Source organism: Paenibacillus sp. GYB003, assembly GCF_036577625.1.
Taxonomy (GTDB): domain Bacteria; phylum Bacillota; class Bacilli; order Paenibacillales; family NBRC-103111; genus Paenibacillus_AB.
On sequence record NZ_JARBDC010000088.1, the window covers coordinates 1 to 11,844 of the forward strand.

General features: G+C 60.7%; 7 protein-coding genes and 1 pseudogene. 2 read left to right on the forward strand and 6 right to left on the reverse strand.

Going from position 1 to position 11,844, the window contains the following annotated elements:
• A pseudogene (locus PV407_RS27700) lies at positions 1–223 on the forward strand (ISNCY family transposase); the annotation flags it as partial.
• 881 nt (positions 224–1,104) lie between these two features.
• On the opposite strand, the gene PV407_RS27705 reads toward PV407_RS27700, so the two are convergent.
• Positions 1,105–1,923: a hypothetical protein gene (locus PV407_RS27705; protein ID WP_332093243.1), complete on the reverse strand. Its 819-nt coding sequence runs from the start codon at positions 1,921–1,923 to the stop codon at positions 1,105–1,107.
• Between the two features lie 331 nt (positions 1,924–2,254).
• Between PV407_RS27705 and asd the strand changes: the two genes are divergently transcribed.
• Entirely contained in the window at positions 2,255–3,040 is a 786-nt protein-coding gene (gene asd / locus PV407_RS27710) for an archaetidylserine decarboxylase (protein WP_332093244.1), read from the forward strand.
• 169 nt (positions 3,041–3,209) lie between these two features.
• Here the strand turns inward: asd and PV407_RS27715 are convergent, their stop codons facing one another.
• From PV407_RS27715 to PV407_RS27735, 5 genes are all read right to left on the reverse strand, one after another.
• Complete coding sequence (locus PV407_RS27715; RefSeq protein WP_332093246.1) at positions 3,210–3,569, reverse strand: LytR/AlgR family response regulator transcription factor; 360 nt, start codon at positions 3,567–3,569, stop codon at positions 3,210–3,212.
• Between the two features lie 172 nt (positions 3,570–3,741).
• Positions 3,742–4,905, reverse strand: coding sequence for a response regulator (locus tag PV407_RS27720; RefSeq protein WP_332093247.1), 1,164 nt, complete (start codon positions 4,903–4,905; stop codon positions 3,742–3,744).
• Positions 4,877–7,939 (reverse strand): ATP-binding protein, encoded by a 3,063-nt coding sequence (locus tag PV407_RS27725; RefSeq protein ID WP_332093248.1) that lies wholly within the window; start codon positions 7,937–7,939, stop codon positions 4,877–4,879. Before PV407_RS27725 ends, PV407_RS27720 begins: the two co-directional genes overlap by 29 nt.
• A 365-nt stretch (positions 7,940–8,304) precedes the next feature.
• Positions 8,305–10,419, reverse strand: a complete 2,115-nt coding sequence (locus PV407_RS27730) for a glycosyl hydrolase family 28-related protein (protein ID WP_332093249.1) — start codon at positions 10,417–10,419, stop codon at positions 8,305–8,307.
• Positions 10,420–10,464: 45 nt separating this feature from the next.
• Entirely contained in the window at positions 10,465–11,808 is a 1,344-nt protein-coding gene (locus PV407_RS27735) for an ABC transporter substrate-binding protein (protein ID WP_332093250.1), read from the reverse strand.
• Positions 11,809–11,844 lie beyond the last annotated feature (36 nt).

Sequence of the window (11,844 nt, forward strand, 5' to 3'; positions counted from 1 at the left end):
CTGGTATCAGAACCAGTCCGTTGCGCTTTCTGAGACGGAAAAACCACATCGTCAGGCAACAGATGCAACAAAAAAAGCGAGTTCTGCGCCCCAACGCAAACCCGCCAGCCATCATCCGTGGAAAGCCCCGGACACCAACAAAAACAAGCGTACCACAAAATCAAGCGCCTTCCAAGAGGCTCTGTATTCCCAGCACAACACCTATCATGAGGCCTTCTGGTGACGGGCGGCCTCCACACTACAAAAAGTGACATTTTTACTGCTCAGTTAAGGTGACATTTTCACAGACGCTTGACATCGCCTCATTCGGTGCGCTTCGGCGCGCATGCGGCGGCGACCGTTCATGCGGCGGCCCGATGCGGCGTTCGCCGACCTGCGGCGCGACGGCCTAAACTCGGCCAAACAGGACAATCGCATGAGAACCGGCCCAGGCCAAGCTCCTATCGTTCCCCGCGTCCGTCCGGCCGCCCTGTCCTGGCGGGCTCGAATTAAACCGGATTACCTCAGGCTGTCGAGAACGAGTTTTTCAGGCAGATCCTCTTCCCGGATATCCGCACACATACAAGGTTGCCGCCTATTGCTGAAGCCGCGGTTTTGCAACAACCGGATTTCCTCCCGTTCTTTCGTTTCCGAATTGAGCCCACGTTCGATTGAACGGGAAAAGCTCCCGGTAAATCGGCTCAGCATCGGCAAAAAGCGCGGTCCGGGCTAAGTTATCGGGATGATTTCCCGTTAAAGTGTCCGAATGCAGGCAACCCGGCAAAATTAGCGGGAGGTTTTCAAGTTGTGGAGAAACTGACTTACAGATTCGCACCCGAAAACGGCGCAAGTTTCCGTATCGCTGCTTTTGCGGAAAGCAGGTTATCCCCACAGCTTCGGGTTGTTGCGAAACCGACTGGCGGATCCGTACCCGTATTTGTCCGCGGAAGGCATCGGAGGCCGCTTCATAAGGAGCGGAAAGCCTCGGCCGCTATTCGACCGCTAGTGACAAACGATTTCGATCATGTTACAATAAGTGCAAACTTTTTTCCGTAAAATTCCATTTGAAGCAATCCCGGAATCGAATATCGAAGGAGCCGCGAGCCTATGGATGAACTCGTACGGTTAAAGCAAACGCTGCTTGACGCCACGCACGAATTGATATCCGGATGCCGCTTCTGTGTGCAAATCGCTTCCGACTGCGACGACCGAACACCTGTACACTGCGTCAAATATTCCGGCTGCGCCATTCCGGTGCAGATCAATGTCGCGACATGCCTCTCCTGTCAAGAATACAAGAAGAACGTCAAACGAGCGGAAAAGGCGACGGTAGCGACTAGCGGCTAGAAGGCTGTTTGTCGATTCGGCGTGGAAGCGACGATTCGGCCGCATGGCCGGGACGCCCCGCATTCCGTTTTGAAAGCGCTGCCCGCTTACCCGCAACGCGCGATCGCCGACAGCATATGACCGGTCAGCCGTTCTCGCCGATCGTACAAAGTTTCCGCGACGGCTGCAAACCGCTCCCCTTCGACGACGCTTGTTCGAACTCGGCAATTGCAATCGTTCCGCGAACCGGGCGAACGTTTCCTCGGCCTCGGCGGACAAACCGCCCGGCAATTGGCTGCAGTCGGCGAAACCGCGCCACAGCGGCCATGCGCATTCCCGCGGATATCCTTTCGCGATCATTGCACGGATTCCTTGAACAGGATAGTCGCGTTTGACCGGCTGCGCGTCCGGACGCAGCTCCGACGCAAGCGCATACAGCTCGTCGAGCCGCCCGTTCCATCGCCCGACTTCCTCCGCGGACAGCGCTTCCGCCCCCAGGCAGCCCAAAATCGCTTCGCCGATATCGGACATGCCGCACGACGCGCATCCTTGCGCGATCTCCATCATCCCTTTACGCGCCGCCGCGCTCGGCGGTCTCAGATCGATCGAATCGAGCAAGCCCGTCGTTGCCGACGGCCGTTACCCGGTTCAGGGAAACGAGGGCCGGCAGGCGCAGCGTCCCGGGCTTCTGCGAAATTCCCCCAAAAATATGCGCCATTTCGGACTTTCGTTCGTTCTCCGCCATATCGTTAGAACACTAACTATCGCACAAAAAAATCGGACTAAGCTAATTCGATTCCGTCGGGAGATTGCCTTCGTGAAATTCTTCTCCCGGGGCGCCCGCGCGCCCGCGCGGTCCGGCCGAATTCGGCCGCCGGAATCTTTGTTGCTTTGCGGACTTTTCTATGTCAAGATAAAGAATATATATCGCAAGGGGCATAGGACGAAGATGAAACCGTTATTTCGATTGCTCACCGAGCTTTCATCGCGGAAATGGATTTCGCGCCTCACCGGCGCTTTCGCCAAATCGGAGGCTAGCCGCCGGCTCATCCCGTGGTTCGCCAAATCGTACGGCATTCGCATTGACGATGCGGAGAAAGCGATCGCGGAATACCGGACGCTCAACGAATTTTTTACGCGCCGGCTGAAGCCGGGGCTGCGCCCGATCGACGAAAGTCCGGACGCGCTGCTCAGCCCGGTCGACGCGCTCGTTACCGGAATGGGACCGATTCAGGCAGGCGCGATGCTGAACGTCAAAGGACAAGACTACACGGTGGAAGAGCTGCTGAATCGTTCTCCGCGAACGGTCAACTACCGGTGCGGCTTTTATTTCGTCCTTTATTTAAGCCCGACGGACTACCATCGCATCCATTCGCCGGCGACCGGCGCGATCGTCGAGAAGGAGCGCGTCAAAGGCAAGGTGTACCCGGTCAACGATTTCGGCCTGCGGCACATGAAGCGGGTGCTCAGCCGAAACGAACGGCTTATTACGTATATCGACCACGAATGCGGAGAAATCGCCGTCGTCAAAGTCGGCGCGATGAACGTCAGCAGCATCCGCTACGCCGAGCCGCTGCCGGACCGGGTCGAGCGCGGCGGCGACCTCGCCTACTTCGAATTCGGCTCGACCGTCGTGCTGCTGACGGAGAACGGCATTTTCGAGCCGCGCGCGGACTTGGCCGTCGGCAGCAAGGTGAAGATGGGCGAGCGGCTCGGACGGCTGCACGGCAAATAATCGGACGAGCGAAGCGCGAGCGTGCCCGTACGTCGACGAACGGCGATCAGGGCGTGCTTGTATACGGCAACCGTCTATCGGCGACGATCGAGGAAGAAGGCAGACTCTTGGATAAGTAAAAAAAAGCGGCCGGTTCCCTTGGCGGAATCGGTCGTTTTCAACGTTGGTTTCAAGAGCGGGCCAGCCGATCCAGCAGCTCCGCCAGCCGTTCCTTGGCGACCGGCTTGAGCAAATAACCGGCGATGTCCGGACGTTCCCCCTCCTGCGCGTATTTCTGATAAGCCGTTACGAAAACGATGCTCGCCTCCGGGCACCGTTCCCGAAGCAGGCCGGCGCCTTTCACCCCGTCGATTCCGGGCATTTCGATATCGAGAAAAATGAGATCCGGCTTCAGCTCGTCGACCGCCTCCAGCGCCGCGGACACTTGCGCAAAAGCGCCAAGGATCGTCACGCCTCCGATTTCCCGCAGCAAAATGTCCAAGACTTCCGAGGCCATCGCCTCGTCGTCGATCAAAATGGCTCTGCGCACAGGCTCCTCCCCACCAATCGGGATACAAACGTACCGCTTCGCCGATGATCGTACCACGGACCCACTCAACGTTTTCCAAACATGCGGCGGCGCTCCGCGAAACTGCCGCCGCCCGTTCGTATCCCGTACCCGAGCTTCTGTGCGGTTATCGCGCCGTCCGCGGACCGCTCCGTCAACGCGGCTCCAGGCCGAGGTCCTGCCCGAAGGCGAGCTGCTTCAGCCGCTCCACCTTGTCGACGGCGGCCAAGTCGCCCCGATCGATCAAATGCCGCAGCAGACGGTCGTAATAATGTTCCCGGTACGGGTCCAGCTCGATCAGCTTGCGCAGCAGCCGCTCCTTCTCCAAGCCCGACGCTTGCTCCGCCCATTGCTCCAGACACGACAGAAACGCGCCCCGGATGTCCGCTTTTCGGCTTGCCGCCCAATCGTAATGCTCGGTCTCCAAATAATCGCCGCGGTACAGCTCGAGCAGCTTCTCGGCGTCGCCCGGCCCGCCCTCCCGCTTCATCACCGCTTCCAGGCTTGCCAAATCGCTCGCGACGTGCGTCGTCCGCATCCAATACCGTTCGTCGCCGAACGCCACCATATCCGGGTGTCCGGCCGCCTTCAGCGCGCTGCGCAAATTGTACAGCGTCGTATGGAACAGCGCCTGGGCGCGTTCCGGCGGCGTATCCGGCCACAACTGGTCGATAAACTTGTACCGGTAAACGGGAGAGCCGCCGTGGTGCCACAAATAGGCGAACAGCTCCTTCGCCTTCTTGGTCCGCCAAGTAATCAACCGGCCGCCGGCGTCGTACAGCTCCATGCTCCCGAGCACAAACAGCGACAGCCTCCCATCGTTGCCGTCCCCATCGCCTTTGTCATTGCCTTTGTCATTGCCATTGCCGTGCCCGTTTCCGTTTCCGTCCGCGTTCCCGCCGCCGCCGCCGCCCGACCCTCCCCGCTCCCTGTCGGCGCTTCGCTTTGCCGCTTTCGCGTACAGGCCGGCATACCGCGACAGCGTCTTGACGAGCCGGTCGCTCGCGACCGGTTTGAGCAAATACCCGATCGCATTCGTATCGAACGCCTCCACGGCATATTGGTGATGCGCCGTCACATAAACGATTTCGGCATCCGGACAACGGGCGTACAGCGCTTCGGCGGCCTCCAGTCCGTTCGTTCCGGGCATCTCGATATCGAGAAAAATCAAGTCGGGCTGCAGCCCGGCGGCTTGCTCCATCGCCTCGGCGACGAGACGGAATTTGCCGACGACCGTCACCCCTCCGACCTCCCGAAGCTGGATGTCCAGCACGTCGAGCGCGTTTTCTTCATCGTCGATCAAAATCGCTTTCAGCATCGATGTCGGCCCCCTGTAGATGAAGCGTAACTTGCGTCCCTTTGCCGGGCTCGCTGCGAATCGTCAGCTTGCGCCCGCCGCTCATTTGCAGCCGGCGGTTTACGTTGTCGACCCCGATTCCGGAGGAGCCTCCGCTTTCCAGGGCGAGCAGCTTCGGACCGTCCATCCCGACGCCGTCGTCTTCCACGACGATGACCACGCCGCCGTCCCCGCGGCGAACGGCGATGTCGACGGTGCCGCCCTCGGGCTTCGGGCCGATTCCGTGCCGGACCGCGTTTTCGACGATCGGCTGCAGCGTCAGCGGGGGCAGCATGCACCGCGCCTCTTCGTCGACCGCGTAATTTACCCGCAGCCGGTCGCCGAAACGAAGCTGCTCGATCGCCAAGTACGCCCGGACGAGCTCCAGCTCCCGCTCCAGCGGCACGGCGGCGCCATGGAAGACGAACGTGAACTTCGCGCGAAGGTACGTGGTCAAATGATGGACCGTTTCGCGAAGCTTGCCGACGTCCTTGTAGCTGAGGGCGACCAAAGCGTTCAACGTGTTGTACAAAAAGTGCGGCGTAATTTGCGCCTGCAAAAAGTCCAATTCCCTGCGAACGGCTTGCTCGGACGAGCTTTTCATCGCCAGCAGCGACTGCACCCGCGCCTTCAGCTCCGCCAGCTCGAACGGTTTCTGCAAAATGTCGTTCGCCCCGGCCGCAAACGCCGCGACGATGTCGCCCGTCTGCCCCGAAGCCGTCAGCATCAGCACCGGCAGCTCCGCCAGTCCGTGCAGCGTGCGAATATGCCGGCACACATCGAGTCCCGATACCCCCGGCATCATCAGATCGAGCAAAACCAAATCCGGCTTCGGCGCGCCCCGAAGCGCCGCAAGCGCCTCCTCCCCGCCGCCGACGGCCGTATAGGCGCAGTTCAACGACGAAATCGCGTCCATCGCCACTTTCAGGTTGGACGGCTCGTCGTCGACGATCAAAATGCGGAACGGCGCCTCCCGCCCGTCCGGCGCGAAGCCGGAATACACCGGGGAAACCGGTTCGTCGCGGCGCTCGGCCGACGCGGCGGTCTCGGCCGCCCACGTTCGGGCGATCGGCAGCGTGAACGTAAAGCGGGACCCTCGTCCGACCTCCGATTCCATCTCCAGGCGCCCGCCGTGCAGCTCCACCAATTGCTTCGAGATGCTGAGACCGAGCCCGATGCCGTCACGCGAGCCGGCGCTCTCCCCGTCGTCGTATTGAAAGAAAGGCTGGAACAAGCGGTCCATCGCCTCGGGCGGTATCCCTTTGCCCGTATCCGCGACGGTGACGGCCAGCTCGTCTCCCCGGCGCGACGCCGATAAGGTGACCGTGCCTTTATCCGTATATTTCAGCCCGTTTTCCAGCAAATTGTGCAAAATTTGCCGCAGCCGGTTTTCGTCGGCTTGGACGAACGGAAGGGCGCCGGGCAGCTCGTTGACGAGCCGCACGTCCCGTTTGATCGGCGCGATCGACAGCGTCTCGATGACGAATCGGGCCGACATGCCCAGATCGACCGGCTTCGGATCGATCGAAAGCTGCCCGTGCCGAATCCGGTTCATGTCGAGAATGTCGTGCACGAGCCCGGCGAGCCTCCGTCCGATCAGATGGAGCAGCCGAATATTTTCGCGATGCTCCGCGGGCAAAGGCACGGCCATGTTGTCCAGCACCGTCTGCGATAAATTGATGATGCCGTGCAAGGGGGTGCGGAGCTCGTGCGACGTTTTGGCCAAAAACTCGTCCTTCTGGCGGTCGTACGCGATCAGCTGCTCGGAAAGCCGCTCGCTTCGCCGGAACGCCTCTCGCATCCGGTCCGACATGAGAAACGACTGCGAGAATACGAGAAGCAGCGGGGTGACGATCATATAGAACGGGTTGTCCAGGGCCATCTGGTACCGCGTTTGCGCATAAACCCAGCTGACGATCAGGAAAAACACGCCGAGCAAAATATAATGCGCCTGCACCCCGCCGCGCCTGCTGCGGAAAAGGGTCGCGAACATAAAGGCGAAAGCGACGATTTGCAAAAAAATGCCCGGCCAATACAGATCGAGCAAATACTCGTTCGGAACCGCGACGAGCAAAGCGAAAAAGACGTAGGATATCCGGCGCAGCCGCCTGAAAAACGGGCTGCTCCGCTCGCCCAAATACAAATACACGTATGTAACGAAAAACAGGATTATGAAATAGGGCAAAACGAACAGCAGCTTTTGCAGCACCGGAAACGGAAGCGACGGCAAAAAAGCCGACATCACGATTTCGTTGTCGATGCTGAAAAACAGTCCCGTCGCCAGGCAAAACAAGCAAAAACATAACAGATACGGCTCCTTGCGCCACTGCTTGAACATGCCGGCGAAATAAAAGCCGAAGACGAGCAGCGTCGTGATAACGATCGTATCCGCCAGACGGGCGTTGTCGCGTCTGGACAGCACGTCCGGCGTCAAGCCGAACTCCGGCGCCTGCACGAGCCCGCCTTCCATGTAGCGAAAGCTGGCCGTCTGCACGATGATGTCCACGGTTCCCGCTTCCGCTTCGACCGTCCCCAACAACGGCAAATTGCTCGGAACGAACCGGTCCGCCGTCAAATCCGGTTTTCCGTTGCCGCCGACGTCTTGCCCGCCCATATAAACGCGGCTCGACATGCGAATCTTTTTTCCCCTGAAGCTGTAAAGCGCCGGCTCGCTCACCTGCACCCGCAAACGGTACGTGCCCGCCCCGTATCCGCTGGCGGACGGGGAAATGCCTTTCCAGCCGCCCGGAACCCGCGTCAATTTGCGTTCGGCCTGCAGCGGCTCCCCGCCTGCGCGAAAATCGTCCGGGGTCAGCAGCCGATTCTCGTAAAACTCCCACTCCCCGCGCAGCGGAATTATCCCCTGCTCCGCAAAATTCCACTTCCGGGCGTCAAGCACCCCTCCGCGCGCCTCCGGGTACCGGTCGGAAGGGCGAAGCCAGTCGTAAATGAATGCGGACGTAACGACGGCGAATAAACCGATCATGCCGATCAAAACCGCCAGCTGTTTGTTCATGGCTCACCGCCGCCGGACTTCCGCCAATCGAATGTCAGTTCGCCGCCGATTGCGGCGCTCCGTTTGGCGGTTTTTGGCGAAAGCGCGCCTTGTCCGTCCCCCATGCCGTAACCGAACCTGCCCCTCTTCTGCGACTAGACGACTATGCGTTGCGAAACGATGCGTCTCCCTTCCTAGTTTAGGGGATTTCCCCGCGAAAAAACAGGGGGCGCCCATGAAGAAAAACCGAAGCCTTTCGATAAGGTGCGTCATGAACGAAAAGAGCGAGTGCCGGCGGTATCCGAACGCCGTACTCGCTCTTTTTTTCGAAACCATGTACCGTTTTGACGCTCGCAGCGACGGGGCGCGCGGAGCGGACCGCCGTTTCAGACATAGGCCTGCTCGTAAAATTTCCCTTTCACCCGGATGACCAGACTGGCGGCGCCATTGCTTTCGTTCGGCAAATTCGCCGCCAAGCTCGTCGCCGGTCCCGCGCCGCTGCGCAGCTCGATTTTCAGTACGGTCGAATAATTGGACAGCCGGTACGGAACCGCCTGCGCCGCATAAACGGCCGGTCTGGCCCATAGTGCGGCGTCGGACGCCCGCGATTCGACGACCGCCGTCTCCACCTCCTGATAGTCCGCCGAATTGTCGATCGCCGCGGACAAAATCAGGTTGTACTTCGCCTGGAACGATTTCTCGCCCAAATAGAGGCCGCGGGAAAAATCGTCGTACTGACCGGGAACGGGCGTCGGCGTCCACTGCCGGTAGTTCCAGCCCGCTTCCGAAATCGCATAGCGGAACAGCGCCTCCGCGTCTTTCGATCGGGCTCCCGCCTGAATCGCGTACGAATTCGCGATGCGGTGCTCGATGACGCCGCCGTTGTTGCGCAGCTCGATCCGGAATTCGTAGTCGAGCAAATGGATATGGCCGAGTCTCCGAAACGGCGGAACGATATAGGCGCCTTGGCAATGCTCGATTTCGTGGTAGATTGCATTCGTCCGGTTGTACGGAAACTCGCAGGCGATCAGCCGGGGCTGCGCCGTATGCTTGGTGGCGCGGATCGGACCGCTCTCGGCCCGGCAGTTTACGAACGTGGGCCGGATGACCCGGTCCAGCACGATCGAAGCGCTCTCCCGCGTCTGGATCGAGCAATTGACGAACCGCGGATTGTTGATCCGGTACGGCGACCCGCTGCCGATGAAACCGTCGATCTTGATCGGCGTGCTGTCCGGCTCGATCCGGCTTTGCCAGCCCGAAACGAAGCCGTTGGAATGATGGTCCGTGCCGGAGAAGAAGCAATTCGTAACGAACAGGTGGGACAAGCCGAATTGCCCCTCCGTAAGCGCGTCCCCCGTCGGCGGCGCAAAGCCGGTTTCGTCCGGCGGGTTTCCTTCGTCCCCGCCGAGCACCGCCATGCCGATTTTGCCCTGGAACAGGCAGCTGTCGATCGTCGCGTATTCGATCGCTCCGTATTCGCCCGTGGCGGCCAGCCGTCCCGATGCGTCGAGAAACAAGCCCGCTTTCCGCCAATACCCGACGACGGAGACGCGGGTCAGCTTCACGTGATCGGCGTTGTCGATCCACAGCCCGACGTCGAACATGGCGTGCTCGTCCGTAAGCTGCGTCGTAATGTTCCCCATGTCGTCGCGGATCCGGAAGTGGGACAATAATTTAAGGTCCGACAGCTGCGCCCCGTCGGCGTCGCTCTCCAACCGGACCGTGCACGTAAAGGCGGCGAATTCGGCGCGATTGCTCGAAAACGTTTGCGAGCCGTTGCCGTAAAAAGCGAGCACCGTGCCGCTCTCCATGTCCAATATGCTGTGCGGCAGCTCGTTGCGGCGCTGGCCGAAGGCGTACCACGACGAATTGCCCGAGCCGCGGACGAACGTATTGCGGGGAACGGTGATCGTATCGGTCAGCTTGAAGATGCCCGGCGGAAAAAACAGCGTCTTGCCCCGCGCCGCCGCCAGCGCGGCCCGAACCGCCGCCGTGTCGTCGGCCGCTCCGTCGCCTTTGGCGCCGAACCAGTCGACGCGTACGTTGCCGTCATGCAGCCTCTTGAAGCGAGCCCCGGTCCCGGAGACGAGCACGGTGCCGTCATTGTCCGCCGTCGCCGTATCCGCGGCATCGTACCGAAACGGGCCTTCCCGGCCCGGGTCGGTTACGTAGTACAAACAGTCCGGATTCGGGCTTTGCTCCGCCCGCAGCCCGTCGAACGTCACCGCCTTGACGTCGCCCGCTTCCGCGAGCAGCGGGTGGCTCGAAGGCTTGCCGCGGCCGTACACGGAGCCGTGCACGGAATCGGCTGCGGCCCGTTCCCCGCCGTTCGCCGCCCCGCCGATTCGTCCCGTCAGCGCGCCTTCCGCCGCCAGCGCGGCGCCCGCCGCTCCGATCGCGGCGAGCAGCTTGCGCCGGCTGATCGGACGGGCGCCGCCGGCGCCGTCCTCCCGCCCCGCCCGCTCCCCGCGCTCGCTGCCGTTCCCCATTTCCGATTTCATCGCGTTTCCCTCCCGTGGCGATTGTTCATCCGTCGGACAAAACCTTTACTTGTTCTGCTCCTCCCGGACCATCTTCTCGATCTTTTCGTCCGCGTCGCGGAGCGCCGTATTCATGTCGACCTGGCCCGTAAAAAAGCTTTGCATGCCCGCGTTGACGATATTGAACGCCTTTTGGTCGTATTTCGTACGGACGTAAGGATCGGCGACGCGAGTCCCGTAGATGGCGTTCAAATCGATTCCGCTCGCGAGCGGATTGCCTTCGAACAGCGCGTTCCGCACCTCCTTGCTCACAAGCGGCGTCACGAAGCCCATGCGGCCGAGCTCCTTCTGCGCTTCGTCCGACGTGTAGTACAGGATGATGCGGAAAGCCAGCTCCTGATGCTTCGTCGTCTTCGAGATCGCCATCCCGCCGCCGAACAATCCCGTGCCGACGCCCGGCTTGTCTTGGAAAACGGGATACGTCGTAATTCCGAACTTCAGCCCGCTTTGTGCGGCCTGCACGAAATCGGTATCGGTCAGCATGACGATATGCGGATACATCGCCAGCGTCTTGCTCTCGAGAAACGCTTTGCGTCCGTCCCCGTGCTTCGCCCCTTCGGGGAAGTTGCCGGGCACGCCGTAAATGTCGGCGTACGTCTGATAAAGCGTTTTCCAGCCGGGCGTCGAGCCGACGAGCGATTTGCCCGTCTTCGCGTCGATGAACGGCAGCGACAGCTGCTTTTGCATCCGGTTGACGTTCAGCCCGGCGTCCAGTCCGCGGTAAGCGACGCCCTGTTCGCTGCGGGCCAGCTTCTTCGACAGCTCGATCAAGTCCGGCCACGTGCTGTTCGCCTTCGGGTAAGGCACCCCGAACTTGTCGAACAAGTCTTTGTTGTAGTGCAGGACGAACGGCTGAACGACGAACGGGAGCATAAGAAGCTCGTTTTTGCCGACGGAATAGGAGCGGATATCCTGGATGACGTACGGGTCGAACCGGTTCAGGTCGACTTTGTGCTTCTGCACGAGCGGGTCGAGATTCATCGGCAGATCGACGTCGGTAATTTCCTCCAGGTTCGTAATGCCTTGATCGATAATGTCCGGCGGCGACGATGCGAGCAAATCCTGCAGCTTGATGTCGTAGCCGACACGGGTGAACGTGACGTTCGGAAATTTAGGCTTCAGCACTTTGCGGATTCGCTGCTCGAACGCCTCCTCGCTCATCCCGGTGCGGATCCGGATTTCCGCTTTCTCGTCGGAGCCCTGCGTCATATCGAGAGGCGCCTCGGCGGCGGGCTTTCCCGGCTCCGGCTTCGCTTCGTTCGCGGAGCTTCCGCCGCCTTGCGAGCAGCCTGCCGCCAGCGCCGCGATGACGGCGACCGTACATGTCGTTTTGATCAGCTTGTCGTTCATGCAAGCATCCCCCTTTTGTTTCACTTGTTCCACAAT

Excerpts from the sequence above, each read along its gene's own strand:
- asd (WP_332093244.1), top strand. The coding sequence starts at position 2,255 with ATGAAACCGTTATTTCGATTGCTCACCGAGCTTTCATCGCGGAAATGG.
- PV407_RS27720 (WP_332093247.1), bottom strand. The coding sequence starts at position 4,905 with ATGCTGAAAGCGATTTTGATCGACGATGAAGAAAACGCGCTCGACGTG.
- PV407_RS27725 (WP_332093248.1), bottom strand. The coding sequence starts at position 7,939 with ATGAACAAACAGCTGGCGGTTTTGATCGGCATGATCGGTTTATTCGCC.
- PV407_RS27730 (WP_332093249.1), bottom strand. The coding sequence starts at position 10,419 with ATGAAATCGGAAATGGGGAACGGCAGCGAGCGCGGGGAGCGGGCGGGG.
- PV407_RS27735 (WP_332093250.1), bottom strand. The coding sequence starts at position 11,808 with ATGAACGACAAGCTGATCAAAACGACATGTACGGTCGCCGTCATCGCG.